The sequence below is a fragment of the Rhizobium sp. BT04 genome, from assembly GCF_030053135.1.
Taxonomy (GTDB): Bacteria; Pseudomonadota; Alphaproteobacteria; order Rhizobiales; family Rhizobiaceae; genus Rhizobium; species Rhizobium binxianense.
In genome coordinates this window covers 527,988-551,563 of the sequence record NZ_CP125652.1, presented here as the reverse complement: position 1 = coordinate 551,563, position 23,576 = coordinate 527,988, and the positions used below count along the sequence as shown (strand labels likewise).

Genomic DNA, 23,576 nt, shown 5'->3' with positions numbered 1-23,576 from the left:
TGCGGATTAATTCAACGGAGCTTTGACCCAATGTCAACCCAATGCCGCTATTTTTATCAAATGCGCTTGACAGAGCCGCCGAATTGCCCGCTATTTATTTCGTAACCCGTTATAAATATTTGGGTTCCGCACCAACGAAACGATCGCCTGGCTAGACCCAATGAAGACCGCAGATCCAGAATTAATGCGCGCGATCAATCGCTTGACCGTGCTCGATACCATCCGGCGCCATGGTCCGATCTCGCGCATCGAGATCAGCGAGCGCACCGAACTCTCCACCACGACCGTTTCCGCCATCACCGCCTCGCTGCTCGACGACGGATTGATCCTGCCGCGTCACGAAGGCGATATCCGCAACGAGGCGGTGCGTGGCAGGCCGCGGGTGATGCTGGAGCTCAATCCTGATGCGGCCCGCGTGGTGGGCGCCAAGATCGCTGCCAACAGGATGGTCTTCGTCGTCACCAATTTCCGCGGCGACGTGCTGTCGAAGCTCGCCCTGCCGATCCGCATCGACCGGCAGCCGATCGGCGTCATCGCCGATCTGGTCGAGGATGGAGTGAGGCGCTGCGTCGTCGATGCCGGGCTGTCATTGGAGGATGTCGACAGTGTCTGCCTCGGCTTTCCCGGCGTTATCGAGCACCGCACCGGCTATATCAGAAGCAGCCCGATCTTTCGCGACACCAATGTCGACTTCGCCGCCGAGATGTCGGCGCGGCTGGCAACGCCGACCATTGTCGAAAGCGACGCCCATGCCATCACGCTCGGCCATCACTGGTTCGGCAAAGCCCGCGATCTCGAGGATATGGTGCTGATTTCGCTGGAACAGACGCTGGGGCTCGGCGTCCTGCACGGCAACAGCCTGTTTCGCGGCGCCGGCGGCCTCAGCCACAATCTCGGCGATCTCGTGCTCGGCATGGGACCGAATGGCGTCGTCCGGCTTTTCAGCCAGGCCGGCGAAAGCGCCATCCTCGGCGAACAGCAGGCCGACGGGCGTTTTGCCGAGGCGATCCGGCTCGGCCGCGGCATGACCCATGCCCAGGCGCTGATCAAGGCCGATGACGATCGGCTGATCGGCGCCGCCATCCGCGCCGGCGAAGCCGTCGGCTTGACCATCGCCAATATCGTCACGCTGTTTGCGCCGCCGCGGGTCATTCTTGTGGGGTCGAGCCTGGCGCTCGGCGAACCGTTTTTGAACAGCCTGCGTGATGCCTATGCGCTCGCGATTCCGCCGTCGTTGCGCGGGGTGAGCGAACTCGTCTTCGACGATTCCAGCGATGATTTCTGGGCCCAAGGTGCGGCTGCGGTGGCGCTATACGAACTCTACGAATCGCCCTGGAGCACGACAGGGCCGGCGCTCTGACGGGCGGCACAATCAAGATTTAATGGAGGAATTCATGGACAAAGTCGGTATCGGCATCATCGGATGCGGCAATATTTCGGGCGCCTATCTCACCGCGATGGCATCCTTCCCCATTCTCGACATCCGCGGCGTCGCCGACCTCAATCGGGAGCTGGCAGAGGCAAAGGCCGCCGAATTCAACGTTCCGGTCAAATCCGTCGAGGAGCTTATCGCCGACCCCAAGGTCGAAATCATCGTCAATCTGACGATCCCGAAGGCGCATGTCGCAGTGGCGCTGCAGGCGCTCGAAGCCGGCAAACACACCTATTCGGAAAAGCCGCTGGGGATTAATTTCGCGGAAGGGAAAAAATTGGCGGAGGTCGCCAAAGCGAGGAATCTGCGTATCGGCGCCGCGCCCGACACCTTCCTCGGCGGCGGCCACCAGACGGCCCGCGCCTTGATCGACCAGGGCGTCATCGGCCAGCCGGTCGGCGGCACGGCGACCTTCATGTGCCCCGGGCATGAGCGCTGGCATCCGAACCCGGCCTTCTACTACGAAGTCGGCGGTGGGCCGATGCTCGATATGGGCCCCTATTACATCACCGATCTCGTCAATCTTCTCGGACCGGTTTCGCAAGTTGCCGGCTTTGCGACGACGCCGCGATCGGAACGGCTTGTTACCAGCGAGCCGCGTCGTGGCGAGAGCATTCCCGTGCATGTGCCGACCCATGTTGCCGGCATGATGGCCTTTGCCAACGGCGCGGTCGTCCAGATCGCCATGAGCTTCGATGTCGCCGGCCACAAGCATGTGCCGCTTGAAGTCTACGGAACCGAGGGCACGCTGATCGTTCCCGATCCAAACAAATTCGCCGGCCCGGTGGAATATCTGAAGAAGGGCGGTTCGTTCGAGGACCAGCCGGTGACGGCACCCTATGCCGACGGCAATTATCGCTCGCTCGGCGTCGCCGACTTGGCACATGCGATCCGCTCCAACCGGCGGCACCGCGCCAATGGCGATCTGGCACTGCATGTGCTCGAAGTCATGGAAGCCTTCCACACCGCTGCCGCAACCGGCCGAACGGTCACGATCACCACGGCAACGGAGCGCCCTGCCCCTTTGTCCGATTCCATCGTCGACGGACGGCTGGCGAAATAAAATTCAGGAGGAAAGACTATGCGTGAAGCACTGATCGTCTGGGGCGGCTGGAGCGGGCATGAGCCGCAGGAATGCGCCGAAATCATCAAGACCATGCTCGAGGAAGACGGTTTCAAGGTCTATCTCGAACACGGCACCGAGGCCCTTGCCGACCCTTCCGTCCACGATCTCAGCCTCGTCGTGCCGATCATGACGATGTCGAAGATCGAGAAGGAGGAGGTCAAGAACCTCGCCACGGCGATCGAAAGCGGCGTCGGTATCGCCGGCTATCACGGCGGTGCGGGCGATGCCTTCCGCGATTCCGTCGACTACCAGTTCATCATCGGCGGCCAGTGGGTGGCTCACCCCGGCAACATCATCGACTATACCGTCAACATCACCCGGCCCGATGACCCCCTCGTGGAAGGGATTGCCGATTTCCCCTATACGTCAGAGCAATATTACATGCATGTCGACCCCTCGAACGAGGTTCTGGCAACGACGAAATTCACCGGCGATCACGCCTACTGGATCGACGGCGTCGTCATGCCGGTCGTCTGGAAGCGCAAATACGGCAAGGGCCGCGTCTTCTATTCCTCGCTCGGCCATCAGGCCAAGGAATTCGACGTGCCGGAGATGAAGACCATCTTCCGCCGCGGCGCCAACTGGGCGGCGCGGTAGGGTTAGGCTGTTGAGGCGGATGCCGCATGAGGGGCCAAGACATGGAGCCCTCTGGCAAGGGTTGCCCCTCATCCGCCTGCCGCCACCGACCGGGGTCGAGCCACGGGTCTCGACCCGTCCTTCGGACCCCCGCTTGCGGGGCGAAGGGGGATGCCGCGACCTCTCCGTTCCTCGCCAACGCAGGGCACGTCCCCTCGCCCCGTTTACGGGGAGAGGGTTAGGGTGAGGGGCAGGCGGCAATTTCAGAGCGAGCCGACCCCGCGCTCACCCAATAATCAACGCCGTCCCGTAAAGCCCCAGCGCAAACACCGTATGAGCCAGCAGGTTAAAGCAGCGGACCTTGTTCGGGGTCGGATGTTTGGAGGCGGCCCAGCCGAGCCCAAGGCCCGGCTGTAGCAGGAACCACCCCGCCCCGACGGTGACGATGCCGAAGATCCAGGCGGGAAGAAATGTCGGGTCCGCCAGCCAGGCCGGCCCCATGATGACGGCAAAGATCAGTCCATAGAGAATGCCGACGGCGTAATGGCTGATCCAGCCGAGCGCCAGTTCATTGGCATAGGGCTCAGCATCCGCAATGCTCTCGTGAAAGACCTTGCCGCGTCGGAGGTGCCAGAACCATCGCCCCACAGGTGCCCAGTTGGGCGCCGCCTGGCCGAACTGGGTGAGCAGGATCGCCCAGAGGTCCATGAGGATGGTTGCGCCGGCGCCGATCACCAGGCCGCGCCACAGAATATCGAACATGGGGAATCACCGGAAAACGTTGCGATTGCAGGACGCTACAAAACCATTGCAAACACGCCGGCGCAATGGCTTCGGCGAATTCACCCGACATATCAGGGAGGAATTTAGAGACTAATCCGCCTGCGGTCCGCCCTCGCCCTCAGTTTCTCCCGCGCCCTTGCCGATATCGCCGCTGATATCCTCGGCAAACTTCCGCATGAGCCGCACGAGTTCATTGAAGTCATGTTCCTCCCAGCCCTCGAAGATGGCGCGGCCCATCCGCTCGCGGGCGACGTCGATGCGATCGGTCATTGCCTTGCCCTTCGGACTGATGACCGCCTCGCGCACGCGGCGGTCGGCAATATTGCCCCGGCGCTCGACCAGATGGAGGCTTTCGAGCTTGGCGACCTGCCGGCTGACGGTGGTGTAGTCACGCCCGGCGAGTTCGACCACCCCGATGGGACCGAGCCGTTCTATCGTGACGAGCAGCGGAAACAGCGCGCGATCAAGCGAAATTCCTGCCTCCCGGACCATCTGCTCATCGGGCTGCGGGCGGTTCATGACGCTGAGGATCTCGATCAAAGCCCCATGCAGTTCGCGCAATTTTTCGCTGATATGTGTGACGCTGGCGATCGAGCTGGCGCGGCGCGGCGTATCCTTTCGCCTGATCGAAAAATTGAACGACCCGTTCCGCGGCTCCCACGGCAAGGGGATCCAGCCGCGAACGCAGGAGGTTTTTGAAGATCTCGGCATTCTCGACCGGATCGTCGCGCTCGGCGGCGTCTATCCCCGGCAGCGGGAATATCGCGTCGACGGAAGCTTTGCCGAATCCGACGTCGTGCCCCATGAGGAACCGACGGCTGCCGAACCCTATCATCTCGCCCTGATGGCGCCGCAGTTCCTGACCGAAGGCGTGATGCGCGAGCGCCTGCTCGAACTTGGGCATCGGCCCGAATTCGGATGCGAACTCATCGGCTTCGAACAGGATGAGACTGTGGTCACCGCCCGGCTCAGGGGTCCGTACGGCGAAGAAACGACGACGCCTACGCCCTGACGCCAGGCGACTGGGTGCTGGTGCGCCCGGACGGTTATGTCGGCGCTATCGTCGCCTCCGGCGAAGCTTCGGCGCTGGAGGCCTATTTCGCCAATGTCGGCCTCGGTCCGGCGGCAAAGGCGGCAGGTGGCTGACATCCTTGCCGGCTCCCGAAATCCCGATCAGCATCCAGAGCTGCGTGCTTCCGAGGGCGCCGGGTTCAAAGGGCGTCACGCTCGTATCGGGGCGTCCAACCGCGTGTCATCCCCCGGCTCATCGCGCATTCGGCCAGCGCCAGTTGCTGGCGGAGATGTTTGCAGTCGTCAAGCAGCGAGCGGATCGTCGCCTTGGCATCGTCGTCATGCCAGGCCAGCACGGCTTCGACTTCCCATGCTTGATCGGGCCACGCTTGATCGGGCCATGCTTGATCGGGCCAAGCCGGGTCGGGTTGCAGTTTTTTTGCGGGCTGCATCAGTTCAGCGCCAATGGTAATTGAACCGGACGCGGCAAGGGCGGCAGCGGCCGGCTGAGTTCGACCTTTCTCTGCCAGGCGGCACGCCGCTGCTGATCCCGCTCGCGCGCTGCACGAGACGCTTCGACAAGGGCTAGGGCGTTGGCGATCACCTGTTCCGTATGCGTCATGACCATCTCCAATGTTCCTGTTTTGTTCTAATTTAGAACGCCGGCCGGAAATGTCAAGATAGAACGATCAACTGTTCGGGATGGACGGTCAAACCGGAGCTTGCGTCGAACAGAGCGGGGCGTTCAATCCGCAGCTTCGATGACGGCGATGCCGGCTTCATGTGCGGCCCTGATGAAGGATGCCCGCACCTCATCCGGCTGGAGATCGCCGATAATCGCATCCAGGCATGACTTTACGGCTTCGAAATATTCTTCGCCGTCGTCGACCGGCCAGTCGTGCAGCAGCGTGCGCGCGGCATCCCATACAGAGTTAATGACGGCATAATGGCCGAGCCCCATTGAGGCCAAGCCAACCGGTCGAAAGTTTGCCGTCTGTCTCACTTTGCTACAGCTTTTCCAGTTTTGGTGGGCTTATGGGGTGCGATGCAATTTTCGTGCCTTTGGCGGGCCACCTTCCCTGCCGGCGTGCGGCTTTGATCTTTGGCTGAGAATGACCATAACAGACGTAGCTCTTCATCCCTCCGGATTCCCAGGCGCTTGAAACCGCGGAGCGCCGGAAGCGGAATAGCCAGGAAAACCCCATGACCAGTCTTTAAACGGCCGATTATGGTAAATATCGGGCTTTCACGCAAATCACACTGATTAAAACGCAACCATTCCTTTCGTATTCTATAGGATCTACAGCAACGCGTAGGATTTCCTCAATGCAACGGGCCTAATAATCACTTCTTGATTGTCCCAAAGGTGGACGGAGCCGCATCTGGATCGTACAATGCCGGTTCTTGCACGTGACGGATTTCTGGGAGGACCCGCGATGCCTATCTTCATGGATCGGCACTTTCTCGAGGGAACGTCGGCAGCCGACGTTGCCCGGGCACATCGCATGGACCTCGACATTCAGGATCGCTACGGCGTCAAGTTTCTCACCTATTGGTTCGATCAGCGGCGCGGGACCGCCTTCTGTCTCGTGGATGCGCCTGACATGGAAACCGCCCAATGCGTGCATCGCGAGGCACACGGCTTCGTCGCCGGCGAGATCGTCGAGGTCGCGTTGTCTGCGGTCGAGGCTTTTCTCGGCCGAATTCATGATCCCGAGCCGGCGCCGGGCCAATCCACCGCCGACGTGGATCCCGGTCACCGGGCAATCCTCTTTACCGACATCGTCGGGTCGACCGAGATGACAGCGCGGCTCGGCGACCGCATCGGAACCGAAATGGTGCGGGCCCATGACGCGATCGTGCGCCGATGCCTCGGCCAGACGTCAGGCCGGGAAGTGAAGCACACCGGCGACGGCATCATGGCCGCCTTTTCCGCAACAGCGGCCGCCGTCAAATGCGCCATGAGGATCCAGCAGGAATTCGAGCATTACAACGGTGGAAACACCGAGCCGATCCATGTCCGCATCGGGCTGGATTGCGGCGAGCCCGTCGAGGACAGCAACGACCTCTTCGGCTCGACCGTGCAGCTTGCGGCACGTCTCTGCGCGGCAGCCGCCAGCGACCAGATCCTCGTCTCGGAGAATATCTTTCGGGAATATGGCGCCGCCGATCTCTTCGGTCACGCCTCACGCCGACGCCTCAAGGGCTTTTCGAAGCCTATGCTGGTCTTCCGATGCGACTGGATGAATGGCGGCCCTGCCTGAGATGTGTCGAGAGGATCGCCATCTGCGGTTTTTCGCGCTTTTTGTGGCGAAGAGATCGGCGCGCGGAAGGCAGCCGATATCGAAACCAGAACGCGCCGCACATGATGTGACGGCGCGCTCTCGGCTACCCTATCCTATCAAGCATTGCCAATATTTCGATCGCCCATCAGCTGCTCGAATTTGGGGGCGCCCTCGACCTTTGCCAGCACGCCCGACATCTTCAGAAAGCGCCGGAAATTCTCGCGCGCAGCACTCAGCGGGAAACGGCCATTGGCCGCATCCCGGCACGCCCTCAACAGGGTGTCATATGCCAAACCTCGTTTGTCCTCCGGCCACTCATCCAGAAAATCGAAAATTTCGTCGAGACACGTGATTTCAGCGACGAAATGGTTGCGATGAAGCAAAACCGGATCAAACCGAGTTTCAGTCATAGTATCCTCCCATTTATATTACTTTTTATGCTATAAATTTACTGAAAAAACGTGATAATTTCAAGACAAAATCGGCCAACCCCAGCTCCCGACGCAGTTAAAACTACTTTCCATAACGACGGAATAGCCCAATTCGATTACAATAAAGCGTATCTGATCATCGATGCGGTTCGACACATCACGAATTCAGATTGGTTGATCAATCACAGGAATGTTTCGGATCAAGTGCACGTGATCAAGCGTGTCGACAGTTGTCGTATCAGGCTTGCGATGGCATGCGGATTTTGACCACGCCAAACTCGTAAGGAGAGGCTTACATGAACCGATTTCTCACATTTGCAGCTGCCGGGGCGCTGCTTGCTGTGGCAGCGATTGCCTCTTCCTGCACATCGCCCGTGAGCCACAACAACGAGGATTTTCAGTATCAACGGAATAGCTCGATCAATCCGGCATGCGCGGGTGGATTCAGACCCGGTAATGCTCGCTCCTGCAGCTACTGAAAGACAAGAGATGATCTAAAGCGGCTGCAGAACCGCGCATTGCGCGGAGCCGGATTCGCGAGAGGCGCGCTGCTGCGATCGATTGGTCGGGAACCGCAAGCCCTGCGCCGCAGTTAAGTCATTGGGTCGCGGATGACTCAACTCGAACAGGAGAACGGTTCCCATGAACAATTTGATCTGGCTTGTCGGCGCTGTCGTTATTGTGCTCGCGATCTTGAGCTTCTTCGGCTTCCGCTGATTGCAGACGCGAACGTCAATATGGCGGTCAACCGCGCCTTCTCCGCTCGGCGATCCGCCGAGTGTAGCTGCAATGCTCTGGTATTTACAGATGTAGCGTCGGGGTCGAATCCTGCTCGACCGCCGCCTCTTCCGCATCCATAGAATGGCGTGTGAACAGCATCAAGAGTGGATGATCACCCCCTCGGTCTTCGTGTACGATCCGGTGTTTCGACCTTTCAGGGCAGATCGCAGGGGAAATCGATGGATCGCCTTGTTGGCGCAGATGAAGCGGCTCAATCGGAGAAACGAGCTTCGAAAGCGGAGCAACCGGCTGGTCTGGCGCGGGATCTTACGGCGATCAAGCTCGGCGACTGCCTGCTGGGTTATAAGGCCGTTCAGCGCCGCGCGCGGGGTGGCCGTTGGAACCATTTCCATGGTCGGATGCGCGAGATCGAAAGGCTGATCAGGCATCGTCACGGAGCGATCGTGCCCGAGGCCGATGACGCATTGATCTATGTCGAGGTGATCGCCGGCCTCGCGTTTGTCGAGTTCCGGCAAGAGTTTGCCGAGGTGGTTCTCGGCTGGTCGGCGCGATGGCTCCCATGGGCCGGCAAAGCCTGCATAGAGGAAGTCATCTACGAGCGGACGAAGGTGCGTTTTTCTCCCTTGTCCGCCGACGCGCTCGGTCACGCCCTGCATTTGAGCTACGCTGAGCGGTGCGCCCTCGATATCCGCACGATCGGTGCCTTCGATGTGCCGAAACGGAAAAGAGCAAAGCTCCAAAAGGAAAAGCGGCGGCAGCGGGACCGAAGCCGGAAAGAAGAGCAACGCCGCGCCGCAGGCGGGATTTCCAGAGCCGACTATCTCGCCAACTCCGTCAGCCAGGTGCGCCCATGGGAGGCATTCGGCATCAGCCGCCGGACTTGGGAACGCCGCGGCAAACCGATGCCGGAGGCCGAGACGATAGCCGAGTGCGGTTCGATTTCGCTTGCCGCCTAAGACGCGCGTCGCGACCTTTCTGATTCGCTCCTTAGCCGGGCGATCCGAACCAGGCGTTCATCGACTCGCGGAGACCATCCTGCGTCCCATCGCCTACCCACGCCACATAGCCATCGGGCCGGATCAAGACTGCGGCGGGCGCCGGGACCGCACCGATCGCCGGCAGCTCCCATGGCCCGCCATAGCCGGCGTGCACCAACCGAATACGGTCTGACCACGGCGTGATTTCGAGGCTGCCGGGCGCGCCGAGATCGAGGAGCACTGGCCGCGCATTCTTGAGCAGCGTATAGACACGTAAGCGGCCATCGGGCGTCGCCAGCTCAAGGTCGGGCATGCGGCGGCCGAGCAGCGGATGCCCCTCGCCGAGGTCGTAATGGATGGCCAGTCCGGACATTTCGGCGGCGATCTTTTTGCGCGGCTCTTCCATGGCGAGCAGCTCCAATACGATGTCTCGCAAGGCTTCGGTGCGATCGTCGGTGCGCTGCAACGCGACCTGCGCCATCGTCGTGTGCAACATACGGGCGGCCACCGGATGGCGCTCGGCGTGATAGGTGTCGAGCAAGGTTTCCGGCGATATTCCTTTCACCACCTGGGCCAGCTTCCAACCGAGATTCACCGCATCCTGCACACCGGTATTGAGGCCCTGCCCGCCCACCGGAGAATGGACATGCGCGGCATCGCCGGCGAGGAGTACCCTCCCCTTGCGGTAGGTTGCCGCCTGGCGCGACATGTCGGTGAACCTCGAAATCCACTTCAGGCTGTGGATTCCGTAATCCGTTCCGCATGCATCGATCAGCGCTTGCCTGAGATCGCCAAGTGTCGGTTCGCCTGTGCCGCCGGCAGTCTTTTCCGTCACCATGACGTTGATCGGACCTTCGCTGGCAAAGACCACCTTGCCGTCGCGAATTTCGTATTCCTCGCGGCCGAAGGCATGCATGCCGAGGGCGGTGCGATGGACGCCGAGCGGCGGCTCCGCCTCCATCTCGGCCTCGGCGAGAATGTTGCTGGTCGTCGCATCCCATCCCGGAAACGCAATGCCCGCAATCTTGCGAACCAGGCTGCGACCGCCATCGCAGCCGACGAGATAGCTTGCCCTGAGCTCTGAACCGTCGGAGAGCTCGACGGTGAGACCTGTCCCGTCCTCAGCAAAACCCGTCAGTTCCCGGCCGCGATAGATCGGCACCGGCAGCTCGCCGACCCAACCGGCCAGGATGCGCTCGATATGTTTCTGCCGCAGCGCCAGCCCGTAATTGTGCCGGGTCGGGAAGTCGCTGATATCAAGCCGTGTGACCGCAAATCCCGTGACCTGGGCGATCTGCCCTTCCTTGAGGAACCGATCGACGATGCCGCGCTGGTCGAGTACCTCGAGCGTGCGCGAACTCAGGCCGCCGGCCCGCGAACCGACGATTTCCTGGTTCTCGCGACGTTCGACGATGGCGACATCGATGCCCGCCAAAGCCAATTCACCCGCCAGCATCAGCCCGGTCGGCCCGCCTCCGGATATCGCGACCGCATGTTCTCTCATCCAAACACTCCTCTGTTCAGACTGTCCGAGCGCAATATCTCAGCGTCCCAGGCAGACCTGCCCGATGGCACCTGGGACGACAATTCAATAGGTCCAGACCCAGGCACCGATTTCGGTGTCGCAGGTTGTTCGCCCTATAAATATAGCTCTCTACTGGTTGGAAGGACTTGCGACAGGATTTCTGCCTTGCTTTCCAAAGCGATATCAGTTGCAGCTTGCTGATCTTCTGCAATCGCGCACAGGCTTTTCAGCACGACCTGACCAGGTGCACGCCGGGTACGGCAGGCGCTTTCCCCGGTCATGCTTTGTTCTCGAAGGGCGACCTGTCGATTCCCCGGTACGACCTATCTCACTGGGGAGCCGTGGCTTTTTCCGGAATCGTCTCGGCAGCCGGTCGCTCAGACGGATCGCCGGGATGGCCGTAGATTGTGTACAGGGCGCCCGCGAGAATGCCCAGGGCGAGAAGCGCCAGTACGTACAACACATTCCGCGGATAGCCGTCTTCGGTGTCTTGTCCATCGGGATCTCCAGGATTGCAAAACGGTCAGATTCAATGCGAGCGCTCTGGGTTCCGACGCGGGGGCTTTAAACGCGAGTTGCCATTCACGGAACGATCAGGTCGCGATCTTGTTTACCCAACATCCATGTCGTTCGCGGAGGCCACTATGTTGGCAATCCTGACAGGTGCCGCCCTTATCATCGGCGGACTTCTCTTTCTCTTCTCTTCGGCGCTTGGTCGAAAGCCGAGCAATCCGCATCAATTGCCCCAGGGCGGCACCACGCTGGAACCACGACGCCAAGGTCTCAGGTTCCTCGGCTTATCGAAAAACTGGCCAGCCCTCGCGATTATCGTGGCCGGTGCGTTTCTCCTAGCTGTTGGTGGATATTCATGAGAAAAGACAGCCCTTGGCAGCCTTAGCTTCCTCAACAGCAAAAACCCGGTTTTCACCGGGTTTTTGTTTGGCACTACCAGCTCTGGCGACCGCTCCAGTCATCGATATCGCGTTTAACACGGTCCTTTTCGATGCCGTACCGCTCCTGGATCTTACCTTCCAGTTGGTCGCGCTTGCCGGCGATTTGGTCGAGATCATCGTCGGTGAGTTTGCCCCACTGCTCCTTGATCTTGCCCTTCGCCCGCTTCCAATTTCCTTCGATACGATTCCAGTCCATGATCGATTTCTCCTGTTTGTGGATGAGAAGAAAACGGACCGCAAGGGAAGTTGGTTCCTCAGTTTCAGCGGATTTCCGCGAAACTCAATTCCTGCGGCAGACGCAAGGCGCTACCGATGTCAAATATCTACGCCCCACAAAGAAAATCGTAAATAATTCGTTAATAACTAATAGATGTACAAAATATTTATTCGTGTATGAAACAAATATTCCTCCGTTCTTGTGCTATACTGCGCCACGAGGAGAGGAACAATGGCACTCGATGTATTCGTAAACCTCTACAATTTAGGTGGCCTGGACGCACTTAACGTTTCTTTGCGAAGCCTGTCAGATGACGAAAGGCTTGGCGCTTTACTCTCACTTGAGAAGATAGGGTACGAAGTGATCTGGAATGCCCAGAGAAAGCCGGCTTCTGCATATGTGTGGAGCGGGCCGAACGAGAACTAGTTGCTAGATGAGACAAAGACCTATCACGACAATGGGGTGAGACCTCACGACCTTGTCTCCCTCCATGCGCTTAAAAGGGAGATGTTCCATCCTCCCATCGATCCGAAGGAAGCGAGGGCGATCGTGATCCGATCCCAGATAGCCGACGCACAGACCGTGTTGAGCGACGAAGACGTTGCCCTCTGCAAGAGAGTGTTTGACCACATCAGCTCGGTGCGACAAATCACAACAGATACCGAGCGCGAAGATCTGGCTCGGCGGGTTATCCATGCGTACCAGCAGGGGTGAAGGCTGAGGCCGCATTAATGCGACTGCTGATCTGAGATCGCGGCAACCGCGGCATCGAGCCCATCAACCATGCGGTCATGCAACACTCGAGAGAAATCGCCGTCAGAGCAGGCACGGCTCGCGAGGACGGCCAATCGGAAGCCGGCGAGCTTGGCATAGAGCTTCAGGAGGTTATTGGATGGCATAGGATCTCCTTCATCCTGGTGGCGGCGATCGGCGCATGGCCGAGGGTCTCCGTTTCATTATCAAAATGGGGATTCGATTGGATGCAGAGACGCCCCCGGCGGAACGACCGCAGGCGGATGAGGACATAAAAGGTCTCGGAGATAATCGCGATGTCCCACGCTGTTGCGGCGCGGGTCGTTAACGAACATATGAATCATGCCATATGGCCGTATCTGCCGCAACGGCTTGCACAATCGGCCCGAAGTAATCGGGATATCGCACTTGTCGCCGCGTACCCGGCGTTCCGTGGTTTCATGGCAGGCCGGACACCTTGCTCAAGGTCTGTCACGGCCGTTGGTGACACGTTCGTTTCATCGGTTGATATACGGCGGTTGTCCTACCGCCGGCGATAATAGGCGTCCCACGCCAGTTTGATGTCAAAAAACGTCCATTCCCGGCGACGTCCGTAGGCCGGGCTCGGCCGATTGAAGCACTCATTCAGGCTTGTTTCGCGCTGGAACTTCATGAACCACGCAGTGGATTTGGGCTTGCCGCGTGCCGTGGCCGCGATCTGGCAGATGATACCACTGTGCGCCCAATGATCGTGCGGGTTGGCAAGGGAAGCTGGGTCGGCCAGATATGTTCGAAGCTTTTGCAGGGTAGCATCGTCCGGCGCCTGGTGGAGCTGCGCACGAAGCTCGGCGACGGCCAAAGCCGCCCCTCGCTTGGCGGCCTCGGTCAGCATCTCGTGCAATTGCGCATCGGTCAGGACAAGCGCGTGCAATGCTTCCATGAGCAATGACTTTCATTGGGTGGGATTGGTGCGGTTCTAGATGATCGCAACCCATTGCCTCACAGGTAAAAAATGACGTCAAGGCTATATCGAACCGAGTGGCAAACGCGGCAGAATTCCCCGCTGTTCGATCGCTCGTGCGGCAATTCTAGCCATTGTGTTTGCCTTCGAAGCCTATAGTGTCCGCCACATTTCACGTTTTTTCCCCAGCTTGGAGTAGCACATAGTGCAGGATAATGAAGCCAATCCTAGTCTTGCTCGTGGCCTTTACAGGGTCAGCGTACTCGTCGGCTGTATTGCTGTTGTCACATATTTCTTCTGGGATATGTTCAGCGCGACCGCTGCCGTTAATCGGCTTTCAGCTGCAGCAAACAATTTCCACTATACTCAAAGGTGTGATTCCAACGGCAATCTGATTGACACAGGCGAACCTAACTGCGTTGATCTGGGTGATTATCTGCTCATAAATGGCCCTGTTCTCAAGGCTCTTCGAAGAGCTTGTGCATACGGTTCAACACCGGCTATGCTGATACTTGAGAAAGGCAAAGCGTCGAGGATCGATATCGCTCGCATAGAAAAGTCCCTGGCTTGGCGAGTGACGAACAAAGTAGCCGCCCCCTGTTAACCGCCTACCCGGACACCCGGAGCGAAATGCAATCTCTCGCCAACGACCGTTTGGGTTGGCGACTGGAGAATAAGGTACGACAGTAAGCTCCTACTATACGCAGTGCATGCCTCCATCCGAACCGAAGATGTTACGCCGCGTCCAGAAAATGGGGTCACACCTCAGATCACAGGCGAATTCGTCTAACACTAGCCAGACTGAATTGCGTACGTGACTAGACCTTTATCAGGCCGAGCGCCTGTTGCCCTCATGGTCGAATTTCAATTCACAATCCGCCAGCACCCTGTTGAACTGCTTTTTGTGGTCTTGGGGGAAAACCAGGTCGGTAGGCTTGGGAGTGTTCCGTTTCACAAGCCGCTCAAAGGGATGCACCGCACCGGTGGTGCTCCTGCAGTAGCCGACGCCACGCTTGCCACGCACTTCGATCAGCAATATCCGCTCACCGCTACCCGCATCCTCTTCAATGGTCACGTCTCGGTATTCCAGCCGGTTGGCTTCGTCGGGCCGCAGGCCGGTATTGGCCATGAAGAGGATATAGTCGTGCAACTGTTCAACGGCATGCTGATAGCTTTCGCCGTGGACCGCGGTGACGCGGCCGCGGGTATAGGTGTAGAGCCGCTTGTATTCCTCGGGCGAGAACCACGCCCGGTAGCTGACTTTACCCGACGCCCGATACGGCGCGGAAAAGTCCGGCAGGTGGCTGAGCCAGCCATGCAGCAGGGCGGTTTTCATCACCTGCCGGAGCGTCACCGTTTCATGATGCAGGGTGCTGCGTGTCGGCACTTTGCCAGTCACCGGGTGCGGCTGGAGCCGCATGACCCGGTATTCCTGGACCTTGCCCGCCGTCAGAGCACTGAGCCCAATGGCGCCGAAGTAAGGGAGTAGATGGTTGTCCAGCCGCGCCTCGTGGTCCTTCACGTAGCGCGGATTTCGTTCGCCATTGGTCAGCGGCACATATTCCCGAACGAACTGCTTGGCCGCGTCGGCAAAGGTTCTTTCCTGCTTCAGCTGACCCACCCGGCTTTTGCCCCGGAGCGCGAGGTCATTTCATCCCCTCAGACTGTGCGAGACATGTGTGAGGGCATTATAGCCGGTAATCTGGCTAATCCAAGGCCGCAAGCCTTTGAATTTGTTGGTGAGAGCGTCGGGGTTCGAACCCGAGACCTACTGATTAAAAGTCAGTTGCTCTACCGGCTGAGCTACGCTCTCCCTCTCCGCGGATGTGACCACCCCGGCCGGAAGTGGGCGGAACATAGGCAGGCGACCCATTGCGGTCAACCGAAAAATTCGGCTTTTTTCGGCGATCGGCACATTTCTTGCCGAGCTTGAGGCATATTGCCTGCGTGCGCAAAAAGGTGATTGGCAATGATGGGCCTGCAAAGCTAGGAACATCACGCAGATTGCAGCCGGAGAGAATGCGTGTCGATTGCCAATATTTCCCTGTGGAGCGCCTTGATAGCAGGGGCGCTTTCCTTTCTTTCGCCCTGCGTGCTTCCCCTCGTCCCGCCCTATCTCTGCTATATGGCTGGCATTTCAGTCGAGCAGTTCCGCGGCGGCGGCGCGGTGGCGGTCTCGCCCGATATCAGGCGCGGCGTGCTGTTCTCGGCGCTGCTCTTCACGCTCGGCTTTGCCACCGTCTTCGTCGCGCTCGGCGCCGGCGCCTCCAGCATCGGCATGGCGCTTCGCCAGCATCTCGATCTGCTCTCCAAGCTCGGCGGGCTGATCATCATCGTCATGGGGCTGAATTTCCTCGGCCTCTTCCGAATCGGGCTGCTTGCCCGCGAGGCGCGCTTCCAGGGCGGCGGCAGGCCGGCGACGCTGACGGGCGCTTACATCATGGGCCTTGCCTTCGCCTTCGGCTGGACGCCCTGCATCGGCCCGGTGCTCGGCGCGATTCTCGGCGTTGCCGCCTCGCGCGAGACGGTCGGCTCCGGCGCCGGGCTGCTCGCCGTCTATTCGCTCGGCCTGGCCATTCCCTTCTGGATCGCCGCCGGCTTTTCCGGCGCTTTCATGCGCTTCCTGTCGCGCTTCCGCCGCCATCTCGGCACGGTGGAGAAAGTGATGGGCGTTTTCCTCATCCTCACCGGCCTCGCCTTCCTGTTCGGCTGGGTCAGCGATGTGGCGATCTGGTTCCAGCAGACCTTTCCGATTCTGATGCAAATCGGTTAGAGCTTTTACCCGCCGATCGTTCCCGTCCACTGGAAGACCTCTTGGCCGATATCATCAGCCTGCTGCTGCCGTTCTTCGGCCTGATCCTGATCGGTTTCATCGCCGGCAAGGCGACGAAGCAGCCGGCCGAGGCGCTTGGCTGGCTGAACACCTTCATCATCTATGCCGCCCTGCCCGCCTTGTTCTTCAAGCTCGTCTCGCGCACACCGATCGAACAGCTGACGCGGGTCGATTTCATCGTCACCGATATCGCAGCGACCTATGCGATTTTCATCCTGCTCTTCGCCATCGGCCGCTTCCTGCGCGGCAATTCGCTTGCCGATTGCACCATCCAGGCCTTTGCCGGCGCCTATGGCAATATCGGCTATATGGGACCGGGCCTGGCGCTCTTGGCGCTCGGCGAAGGTGCGGCCGTGCCGGTGGCGCTGATCATCTGCTTCGAGAACGCGCTGCATTTCATCGTCGCACCGGCGCTGATGGCGGCGGCCGGCGACGACAAGCGTTCGGCCGGGCGGCTTGCCGCCGATATCGCCCGGAAGGTCGCCCTGCATCCCTTCATCCTGTCGACGGCTGCAGGCTTTGCGGTCGCCGCCCTGCACATTGATCAGCCGCTGGCGTTTCAGCGCCTCGTCGATTATCTCGCCCAGGCCGCCGCCCCGTGCGCCCTCTTTGCCATGGGCGTGACGCTGGCGCTCAGGCCGCTGAAACGGGTTCCAGCTGAGATCGGCTATATCGTGCCGGCGAAGTTGATCCTGCATCCGATCGCGGTTTTCCTGGCGCTGACCGTTGTCGGCGGTTTCGAGCCGGTGTGGATTTATGCGGCCGTGCTGCTCGCCTGCCTGCCGACGGCGACCAATGTCTTCGTCATCGGCCAGCAATATGGCGTCTGGCAGGAGCGCGCCTCGGCGACGATCCTGATCACGACGGTGCTCTCGGTGGCAAGCGTTTCGCTCTGGCTGATCGCGATCCGCTCAGGCCTTCTTCCGCTTCAGCTTTTCCCGTAGCGCATCGGGAATATCGCGGAAACCGCGGCCGGGCTCGATGCCCTCGCGCATGACGATGTTGCGCAGCGGCGGTATGGCCGAGAGGATATGCAGGCCCGCAGCCCGCAGCATCTGGACGGGGAGGAAATCCGAAAGCAGCGAACGGTTGAGAAGATCGACACTTGCCGTGCGCGTCATGATATCGGCGCGGCGTCGGCGCTCGAAGCTGTCGCCGGCATCGGCCGGCACCGGCAATTCGGCCCTGTCGCAGAGGATATCGGCAAGCGCCATGATATCGCGCAGGCTGAGGTTCAGCCCCTGCGCCCCGATCGGCGGGAAGACATGGGCGGCCTCGCCGATCAACGCGATGCGTCCCTTGCCGAAACGATGCGCCATCATGCCCGACAGCGGCCAGACCTGGACGCCCTCCTCCACATCAACCTTGCCAAGCATGGACTGCATCTGCGCCTCGACGAGCAGCCCAAGTTCGGGCAGCGGCAATTCCATGCGGGCAGCCGCCTCGGTAGGATCCTGCACCCAGACGAGGCTGGAACGGCCGCCCGGCAGCGGCACCTGGGTAAAGGGGCCGTGTTTGGTGTGGAACTCGGTCGAGATATTCTGGTGCGGCAGCGAATGGGCGAAGTTCAGCACCATGGCCGATTGCGGATAGGACCACTTGCGGGTGTCGATGCCAGCCGTTTCGCGCAATTTCGAGCCACGGCCATCGGCGCCGACGGCAAAATCGGCCGTCAGCGTCTCGCCGCCGGCAAGCGTGATCGAAACGGCTTCGGTGGTAACGCCGATCGATTCGGCTAGGTCGGTGAAGCGGGTGATATTGCCCTCGCCGGCCGCGGCCGCTTCGAGGATCTCGGTCAAAACCTTGTTGGGAAAATTATAGCCGAAGGCATCGAGGCCAACCTCGGCGGCGCGAAACGTGGTCGTCGGCGCGCGCAGCAGCCGGTCGGTGCCGTCGATGATGCGCATGCTGGTCAGAGGCGCGGCTGACGGGCGCAGCCTTTCCCAGAGCGTCAGGCGATCGAGGAAGCGGATCGACTGATCCATCAGCGCCGTGGTGCGCCGGTCTTCATTCGAAGAAGGTGCCACCAGCGCCACGCTGCGACCGCCGCGGGCGAGCGCGATTGCGGCGATCATGCCGGCGAGACCGCCACCGATCACCGCCACTTCGAATCTCTTCATGCTATCATTCCGCCATCGTAAAAAGGCGGACCGGCCGCTTATGCGGCCGGTTTCGCCTGACGGCGCCAACTATAGCCCTTGCCGGCGTCGGCGTCACGCACCGCCGGCTGATAATGATGGGGAATGGCGGGAAGACGGTTTTCGGAAAGCCGCTTCAGTGCCGTGGCGTTGGTGACGGAAAAGCTGTCGATGCCGACACGCAGCATCAGCGGCACCTGATCGATCAGCACGTCGCCGACGGCGCGCAGCTCGTTGGCATAGCCCAGGCGCTGGCGCAGCAGCGAGGCATGGCTGAAAGCGCGGCCGTCGTTGAAGGCGGGAAAGGCAACGGCGACGATTGCGAGGCGATCGAGGTAGGGCTCCAGCCGGCGCACATCGTCGGCCGGCTTGATCAGCACGCCGAGGCCGACATCGTTGCTTTCATCGGCCTTGGCGATCAATTCGTCGAGGCCGAGCAGCGGCTTCTGCTCCCCGGTCGCCTTCACCTCGTCGGTTTCGATCACCCAGGGATCGTTTTCGACAAAACCGGTTTCTCTCCAGATCTTGGTCATCATCCCCTCCTTATGCCGCTTCGGCGGCCGAGCCGTAGAGCGCGGTCTTGAATGGCTGCGGTCCGACGCGGCGATAGGCGGCGAGGAAGTTCTCGGACTGATCGAGGCGCAGGCCGAGATAGGTGTCGACGATCGTCTCGATCGCATCCGTCACCCGATCCGGCTCGAAGCCGCGGCCGATGATTTCGCCGATCGAGGTATGTTCGTCGCCGGAGCCGCCGAGCGTGATCTGGTAGAGTTCGGCGCCCTTCTTCTCGACACCGAGCAGGCCGATATGGCCGACATGGTGATGGCCGCAGGCATTGATGCAGCCGGAGATCTTGATCTTCAGCTCGCCGATCTCCGCCTGGCGTTCGGCATTGCCGAAGCGGCGGGAGATTTCCTGCGCCAGCGGAATGGAGCGCGCATTGGCGAGCGCGCAGTAGTCCAGCCCGGGACAGGCAATGATATCGGTGATCAGGCCGGCATTGGCTTCGGCCAGATTGATGGCGACCAGGCCGCGATAGACGGCTTCGAGATCGGCAAGCGCCACATGCGGCAGGATCAGGTTCTGCTCATGGCTGACGCGGATTTCGTCGAAGGCATATTCCTCGGCGAGATCAGCGATCGCGTCCATCTGCGCATCCGAGGCATCGCCCGGAATGCCGCCGATCGGCTTCAGCGAGATCGTCACCATGCCGTAATCGGGGTTCTTGTGCGGCTGCACGTTCTGCTGAACCCAGCGGGAGAAACCAGAATCGGCCTTCTTCCAGCGGGCAAGGTTTTCCCAGCCTTCGGCGCGCTCGGGCAGCTCAGGCGGCGCAAAATAGGCTGATATCGACTGGACGTCCTTTTCCGGCAGCTTGAGCTCGGTATCCTTCAACGCGGCGAATTCAGCCTCCACCTGCCGCGTCAGCTCCTCGGTGCCGGTTTCGTGGACGAGGATCTTGATGCGGGCCTTGTATTTGTTGTCGCGGCGGCCGTGCAGATTGTACACGCGCACGATTGCCGTGGTGTAGGAAAGCAGGTCTTCCTCGGGCAGGAAGTCGCGGATCAGCTTGGCGATCATCGGCGTACGGCCCTGGCCGCCGCCGACATAGACGGCAAAGCCGATCTCGCCCTTGTCGTTCGTCTTCACGTGCAGGCCGATATCATGGACCTGGATGGCGGCGCGGTCGCGCTCGGCGCCGGTGACGGCGATCTTGAACTTGCGCGGCAGGAAGGAGAATTCCGGATGGACCGACGACCACTGGCGCAGGATTTCGGCGTAAGGACGCGGATCGGCGATCTCATCGGCGGCGGCACCGGCGAAGTGATCGGCGGTAACGTTTCTGATGCAGTTGCCCGAGGTCTGCAGGGCATGCATTTCGACGCTGGCAAGGTCGGCCAGCGCATCGGGAATGTCGGATAGTTTCGGCCAGTTGAACTGCAGGTTCTGGCGCGTGGTGAAGTGGCCGTAGCCGCGGTCATAGGTGCGGGCGATATGGGCGAGCATGCGCAGCTGGCGCGCGCTCAGCGTGCCATAGGGAATGGCAATGCGCAGCATATAGGCGTGGAGCTGCAGGTAGACGCCGTTCATCAGGCGCAGCGGCTTGAACGCATCCTCGGCCAACTCGCCGGCAAGGCGGCGCTGGACCTGATCGCGAAACTGCTCGACGCGCTCGGTGACAAAGGCATGGTCAAATTCGTCGTAACGGTACATCGTCTTCCTCAGACTGCAATGAATTCGGGATCGGCCGGAGCGTAGCCCGGGGCATATTCCATGGTCGGGCCCTGGGCGCGGATGCGCTCGCGAAGGCGCAGCGGCCATAAAATGCCGTCGGTTTCCTGAACGTCGACGACGGCGACGTCAACCACCTCGTTGTCGGCGTATGATTTCTTGCCGATCGCCTCCAGCGCTTCAACCGCTTCGTTGTGACGGGCGACAAGCGCCTCCTGCAGCGAGGTGGACCACTTCCCGTTCGCATCCAGCCAGACGGCAATGCCATCCGTCAGCCGGTTGGCCGTCAGAACCTTGTCACCCATATTCAGCTCCTTGCAAGTTCCTCGAGCCGGGCGTTCGCACGCACCAGCGGCTCGGACAGTTCGAAATTGGCACCGGCGACCGCATCGCCGATAATGACCATGACCGGGCCGGTCAACTCGTCGCGATGCTGCAGATCGGGCAGATCGGCGAGCGTACCATGCAGCAGGCGGCGCTCGGCGCGGCTGGCATTCTCGATGACGGCGACGGTGGTTTCGGCCGGAATGCCCGCCTGCATCAGCCGTTCGGCGACGGAGGCGGCGACGGTGCGGCCCATATAGACGGCGATCGTCGCACCCGACACCGCAAGGCTTGCCCAGTCGGGCAGCACGTCGCCGGTGAGATCATGGCCTGTCGTGAAGACCAGCGAGGAGGCAACGCCGCGCAGCGTCAGCGGCAGCTCGAAATCGGCAGCGGCGGCGAAAGCCGAGGTGATGCCAGGCACGACCTCATAGGTGATGCCGGCAGCACGCAGTGCCGCCATCTCTTCCCCTGCCCGGCCATAAACCAGGGGATCGCCTGACTTCAGGCGGACGACGCGCTTGCCCTGGCGGCCGAGATCGACCAGCAGGTCGTTGATTTCTTCCTGCGACTTCGAATGACAGCCCTTGCGCTTGCCGACCGAAAGCCGCTCGGCATCGCGGCGGCCCATATCGACGATCGCCTGCGGCACCAGCGCGTCATAGACGATGACGTCAGCTTCCATCATCACGCGCTGAGCGCGCAGCGTCAGCAGATCCTCGGCACCCGGACCGGCACCGACCAGCCAGACGTGGCCGGCGACCTTGTCGACCGCCTGCAACAGCCGGTCGGCGGCATGCTGGGCCTGCGTCAGGTTGCCGTTGGCGACCGCATCGGCAACGGCACCGGAAAAGAAGCGGCGCCAGAAGACGCGGCGGGAAACGCCGCGCGGCACCATCTGTTCGACCGCCTTGCGGTAGCTTGTCGCCAGCGCGGCAAGGCGGCCGAGCGAAGGCGAAAGCAGCTGATCGATCTGCGCACGGATCATCTGCGCCAGAACCGGCCCTGCCCCTTCGGTGCCGATCGCAACGGCGACAGGCGCGCGATTGACCAGCGCCGGTGTGAAGAAATCGCAGTAGTCGGGCTGATCGACGGCATTGGCCGGAATTCTGGCAGTACGGGCGGCATCGACGATATCGCGGTCGTCGGCGTCATCGCCGGTGGCGGCGAAGACGAGTGCCGCCCCCTCGACCTGCTCTGCGGAGAAGGCAGTGCGCACGGTCTCGATGCGGTTGGCGATCAGGAAGGCATGATAATCGGCTTCCGGCCGGTCGGCATAGGCGACGATCCGCGCCCGCGTGTTGAGCAGCAACCGCACCTTGGCGAAAGCTTCGTCGCCATTGCCGAAGACAGCCGTCTTCTGGCCTTCCACGCGAAAGAAGGCGGGAAATACCGAAAGCTGTTCACTCCTGGAAGGCATCACGAATCCACTTCGAAGTTGCCGGAATATGCCCTTTGTCGACAAGCGATTGAAGGAACAGAAATCCGAAAGCCCAGGCAAGCGCGTATTCTTTTGCTCGCGCGATCAATGATTTGAGAAAAGTCACCCATGCTGACAAAAATGCCTCACCAACTGCCCCACCCTGGCCCATTGCTGCAGCGCAGTGTAAAGCCTGTGACAAACGGCGTCCACCAGCGTTTGGCGCATTTCACTCGCGCCGCCAAGGCGATAGACTGAGGGAAAACCGGAGATGTCCATGCCTGACAAGACCATCGCCTCCCGCCTGCTTGCGGTCATGGAAGAGGATATCCTGCCGTTGACCGAGCACGGGGTTTCGCTCGGCAATAAGGTGTTCGGGGCGGCAATCCTGCGCAAATCCGATCTGTCACTCGTCGTCGCCGAGACCAACAACGAACTCGAGAACCCGCTCTGGCATGGCGAGGTGCATACGCTGAAGCGCTTCTACGAGCTTGGCGACAAGCCGGCGACCAAAGACCTGATCTTCCTGTCGACGCACGAACCCTGCACCATGTGCATGTCGGCGATCACCTGGGCAGGCTTCGACAATTTCTACTATTTCTTCAGCCATGAGGATTCCCGCGATGCCTTCGCCATTCCGCACGACCTGAAGATCCTGAAGGAGGTCTTTGGGCTTGAACCCGGCGGCTATCGCAGGCAAAACGCCTTCTGGAACAGCTTTGCCATCGCCGATCTCGTCGAGACCGAAGAGGCTTCTCTGAAGACCGCGCTGAAGGCGCAGACCGCCCGCATCAAGGCACGCTACGATGCGCTGTCGTCCAGTTACCAGTCGTCGAAGAGCGCCAACGATATTCCTCTTAACTGAGGCCCCTGAACCGA

At 60.7% G+C, this 23,576-nt stretch carries 29 protein-coding genes, 1 tRNA gene and 2 pseudogenes; 14 read left to right on the top strand and 18 right to left on the bottom strand.

The features are described from left to right. Window positions 1-160: 160 nt before the first annotated feature. The 3 genes from QMO82_RS11290 to QMO82_RS11280 are packed head-to-tail and all read left to right on the top strand — an operon-like array spanning window position 161 to window position 3,155. A complete protein-coding gene (locus QMO82_RS11290; RefSeq protein ID WP_183607409.1) occupies window positions 161-1,360 on the top strand; it encodes an ROK family transcriptional regulator in 1,200 nt (399 codons plus the stop codon). Between the two features lie 34 nt (window positions 1,361-1,394). After that, window positions 1,395-2,495: a Gfo/Idh/MocA family protein gene (locus QMO82_RS11285; protein WP_183607410.1), complete on the top strand. Its 1,101-nt coding sequence runs from the start codon at window positions 1,395-1,397 to the stop codon at window positions 2,493-2,495. 18 nt (window positions 2,496-2,513) lie between these two features. Next, a complete protein-coding gene (locus tag QMO82_RS11280; RefSeq protein ID WP_183607411.1) occupies window positions 2,514-3,155 on the top strand; it encodes a ThuA domain-containing protein in 642 nt (213 codons plus the stop codon). A gap of 264 nt (window positions 3,156-3,419) precedes the next feature. On the opposite strand, the gene QMO82_RS11275 is transcribed toward QMO82_RS11280, so the two are convergent. Both QMO82_RS11275 and QMO82_RS11270 read right to left on the bottom strand, forming a co-directional pair. Next, entirely contained in the window at window positions 3,420-3,896 is a 477-nt protein-coding gene (locus QMO82_RS11275; protein WP_183607412.1) for a DUF2938 domain-containing protein, read from the bottom strand. A 111-nt stretch (window positions 3,897-4,007) separates the two neighbouring features. Continuing rightward, window positions 4,008-4,436, bottom strand: coding sequence for a MarR family winged helix-turn-helix transcriptional regulator (locus QMO82_RS11270; RefSeq protein WP_246718270.1), 429 nt, complete (start codon window positions 4,434-4,436; stop codon window positions 4,008-4,010). Between QMO82_RS11270 and QMO82_RS11265 the strand changes: the two are divergent. Then, a pseudogene (locus tag QMO82_RS11265) lies at window positions 4,435-4,911 on the top strand (FAD-dependent monooxygenase); the annotation flags it as partial. The gene QMO82_RS11270 and the pseudogene QMO82_RS11265 overlap by 2 nt on opposite strands. Before the next feature lie 217 nt (window positions 4,912-5,128). On the opposite strand, the gene QMO82_RS11260 reads toward QMO82_RS11265, so the two are convergent. The 3 genes from QMO82_RS11260 to QMO82_RS11250 all read right to left on the bottom strand — a co-directional run bounded on the left by QMO82_RS11260 (window position 5,129) and on the right by QMO82_RS11250 (window position 5,931). Then, window positions 5,129-5,380: a hypothetical protein gene (locus tag QMO82_RS11260; protein WP_183607413.1), complete on the bottom strand. Its 252-nt coding sequence runs from the start codon at window positions 5,378-5,380 to the stop codon at window positions 5,129-5,131. Further along, window positions 5,380-5,550, bottom strand: a complete 171-nt coding sequence (locus tag QMO82_RS11255; RefSeq protein ID WP_162039352.1) for a hypothetical protein — start codon at window positions 5,548-5,550, stop codon at window positions 5,380-5,382. The genes QMO82_RS11260 and QMO82_RS11255 overlap by 1 nt, the downstream gene beginning before the upstream one ends. A 123-nt stretch (window positions 5,551-5,673) precedes the next feature. After that, window positions 5,674-5,931: a DUF982 domain-containing protein gene (locus tag QMO82_RS11250; protein ID WP_183607414.1), complete on the bottom strand. Its 258-nt coding sequence runs from the start codon at window positions 5,929-5,931 to the stop codon at window positions 5,674-5,676. Between the two features lie 433 nt (window positions 5,932-6,364). Here QMO82_RS11250 and QMO82_RS11245 point away from each other — a divergent pair, with 433 nt between their 5' ends. Next, window positions 6,365-7,192, top strand: coding sequence for a nickel-binding protein (locus QMO82_RS11245; protein ID WP_183607415.1), 828 nt, complete (start codon window positions 6,365-6,367; stop codon window positions 7,190-7,192). 137 nt (window positions 7,193-7,329) lie between these two features. Here the strand turns inward: QMO82_RS11245 and QMO82_RS11240 are convergent, their stop codons facing one another. Then, window positions 7,330-7,623, bottom strand: coding sequence for a DUF982 domain-containing protein (locus QMO82_RS11240; protein WP_183607416.1), 294 nt, complete (start codon window positions 7,621-7,623; stop codon window positions 7,330-7,332). 317 nt (window positions 7,624-7,940) lie between these two features. On the opposite strand from QMO82_RS11240, the gene QMO82_RS11235 reads away from it, so the two are divergent. Both QMO82_RS11235 and QMO82_RS11230 read left to right on the top strand, forming a co-directional pair. Next, entirely contained in the window at window positions 7,941-8,123 is a 183-nt protein-coding gene (locus QMO82_RS11235; protein ID WP_097618799.1) for a hypothetical protein, read from the top strand. Window positions 8,124-8,603: 480 nt separating this feature from the next. Continuing rightward, the gene (locus QMO82_RS11230; RefSeq protein WP_183607417.1) at window positions 8,604-9,341 is read left to right on the top strand and encodes a hypothetical protein; all 738 of its coding nucleotides are present in this window, start codon (window positions 8,604-8,606) and stop codon (window positions 9,339-9,341) included. 31 nt (window positions 9,342-9,372) lie between these two features. Here QMO82_RS11230 and QMO82_RS11225 read toward each other — a convergent pair whose 3' ends face one another. Together QMO82_RS11225 and QMO82_RS11220 are read right to left on the bottom strand one after the other, a co-directional pair. Continuing rightward, window positions 9,373-10,866, bottom strand: coding sequence for an FAD-dependent monooxygenase (locus QMO82_RS11225; RefSeq protein WP_183607418.1), 1,494 nt, complete (start codon window positions 10,864-10,866; stop codon window positions 9,373-9,375). Between the two features lie 134 nt (window positions 10,867-11,000). Continuing rightward, window positions 11,001-11,168, bottom strand: coding sequence for a hypothetical protein (locus QMO82_RS11220; RefSeq protein WP_183607419.1), 168 nt, complete (start codon window positions 11,166-11,168; stop codon window positions 11,001-11,003). A 363-nt stretch (window positions 11,169-11,531) separates the two neighbouring features. Here QMO82_RS11220 and QMO82_RS11215 point away from each other — a divergent pair, with 363 nt between their 5' ends. Further along, the gene (locus QMO82_RS11215) at window positions 11,532-11,759 is read left to right on the top strand and encodes a hypothetical protein (protein WP_183607420.1); all 228 of its coding nucleotides are present in this window, start codon (window positions 11,532-11,534) and stop codon (window positions 11,757-11,759) included. Window positions 11,760-11,832: 73 nt separating this feature from the next. On the opposite strand, the gene QMO82_RS11210 is transcribed toward QMO82_RS11215, so the two are convergent. After that, window positions 11,833-12,036, bottom strand: a complete 204-nt coding sequence (locus tag QMO82_RS11210; protein ID WP_183607421.1) for a CsbD family protein — start codon at window positions 12,034-12,036, stop codon at window positions 11,833-11,835. 252 nt (window positions 12,037-12,288) lie between these two features. Between QMO82_RS11210 and QMO82_RS11205 the strand changes: the two genes are divergently transcribed. Both QMO82_RS11205 and QMO82_RS11200 read left to right on the top strand, forming a co-directional pair. After that, entirely contained in the window at window positions 12,289-12,483 is a 195-nt protein-coding gene (locus tag QMO82_RS11205; RefSeq protein ID WP_024321921.1) for a hypothetical protein, read from the top strand. Window positions 12,484-12,606: 123 nt separating this feature from the next. After that, window positions 12,607-12,806 (top strand): annotated as a pseudogene (locus tag QMO82_RS11200) (hypothetical protein). On the opposite strand, the gene QMO82_RS11195 reads toward QMO82_RS11200, so the two are convergent. Both QMO82_RS11195 and QMO82_RS11190 read right to left on the bottom strand, forming a co-directional pair. Beyond that, a complete protein-coding gene (locus QMO82_RS11195; RefSeq protein WP_183607422.1) occupies window positions 12,786-12,956 on the bottom strand; it encodes a hypothetical protein in 171 nt (56 codons plus the stop codon). The pseudogene QMO82_RS11200 and the gene QMO82_RS11195 overlap by 21 nt on opposite strands. A gap of 377 nt (window positions 12,957-13,333) precedes the next feature. Then, window positions 13,334-13,729, bottom strand: a complete 396-nt coding sequence (locus QMO82_RS11190) for a hypothetical protein (RefSeq protein WP_183607423.1) — start codon at window positions 13,727-13,729, stop codon at window positions 13,334-13,336. A gap of 226 nt (window positions 13,730-13,955) precedes the next feature. Between QMO82_RS11190 and QMO82_RS11185 the strand changes: the two genes are divergently transcribed. Next, entirely contained in the window at window positions 13,956-14,354 is a 399-nt protein-coding gene (locus QMO82_RS11185) for a hypothetical protein (protein ID WP_183607424.1), read from the top strand. Between the two features lie 225 nt (window positions 14,355-14,579). Here QMO82_RS11185 and QMO82_RS11180 read toward each other — a convergent pair whose 3' ends face one another. Together QMO82_RS11180 and QMO82_RS11175 are read right to left on the bottom strand one after the other, a co-directional pair. Beyond that, complete coding sequence (locus QMO82_RS11180) at window positions 14,580-15,371, bottom strand: site-specific integrase (protein ID WP_246718271.1); 792 nt, start codon at window positions 15,369-15,371, stop codon at window positions 14,580-14,582. A 116-nt stretch (window positions 15,372-15,487) separates the two neighbouring features. Then, window positions 15,488-15,563: transfer RNA gene (locus QMO82_RS11175), tRNA-Lys, on the bottom strand. Between the two features lie 210 nt (window positions 15,564-15,773). Between QMO82_RS11175 and QMO82_RS11170 the strand changes: the two genes are divergently transcribed. Further along, on the top strand, window positions 15,774-16,523 hold the full coding sequence (locus QMO82_RS11170; RefSeq protein ID WP_183607425.1) for a cytochrome c biogenesis CcdA family protein: 750 nt from the start codon (window positions 15,774-15,776) through the stop codon (window positions 16,521-16,523). 41 nt (window positions 16,524-16,564) lie between these two features. Continuing rightward, the gene (locus tag QMO82_RS11165) at window positions 16,565-17,527 is read left to right on the top strand and encodes an AEC family transporter (protein ID WP_183607426.1); all 963 of its coding nucleotides are present in this window, start codon (window positions 16,565-16,567) and stop codon (window positions 17,525-17,527) included. Here QMO82_RS11165 and QMO82_RS11160 read toward each other — a convergent pair. From QMO82_RS11160 to cysG, 5 genes are read right to left on the bottom strand one after another with little or no spacing between them, the layout of a single operon-like run. Further along, entirely contained in the window at window positions 17,495-18,703 is a 1,209-nt protein-coding gene (locus tag QMO82_RS11160; RefSeq protein ID WP_183607427.1) for a UbiH/UbiF family hydroxylase, read from the bottom strand. The genes QMO82_RS11165 and QMO82_RS11160 overlap by 33 nt on opposite strands. 38 nt (window positions 18,704-18,741) lie before the next feature. Beyond that, window positions 18,742-19,254 carry a DUF934 domain-containing protein gene (locus tag QMO82_RS11155; RefSeq protein ID WP_183607428.1) on the bottom strand — a complete coding sequence of 171 codons (513 nt, stop codon included), beginning with the start codon at window positions 19,252-19,254 and terminating at the stop codon, window positions 18,742-18,744. 10 nt (window positions 19,255-19,264) lie between these two features. Continuing rightward, window positions 19,265-20,935, bottom strand: coding sequence for a nitrite/sulfite reductase (locus QMO82_RS11150; RefSeq protein WP_183607429.1), 1,671 nt, complete (start codon window positions 20,933-20,935; stop codon window positions 19,265-19,267). Between the two features lie 8 nt (window positions 20,936-20,943). Further along, window positions 20,944-21,258 (bottom strand): DUF2849 domain-containing protein, encoded by a 315-nt coding sequence (locus QMO82_RS11145; protein WP_003579112.1) that lies wholly within the window; start codon window positions 21,256-21,258, stop codon window positions 20,944-20,946. Window positions 21,259-21,260: 2 nt separating this feature from the next. After that, window positions 21,261-22,697 carry a siroheme synthase CysG gene (gene cysG, locus QMO82_RS11140; RefSeq protein ID WP_272782648.1) on the bottom strand — a complete coding sequence of 479 codons (1,437 nt, stop codon included), beginning with the start codon at window positions 22,695-22,697 and terminating at the stop codon, window positions 21,261-21,263. A gap of 277 nt (window positions 22,698-22,974) precedes the next feature. Between cysG and QMO82_RS11135 the strand changes: the two genes are divergently transcribed. Beyond that, complete coding sequence (locus tag QMO82_RS11135; protein ID WP_183607431.1) at window positions 22,975-23,562, top strand: deaminase; 588 nt, start codon at window positions 22,975-22,977, stop codon at window positions 23,560-23,562. Window positions 23,563-23,576 lie beyond the last annotated feature (14 nt).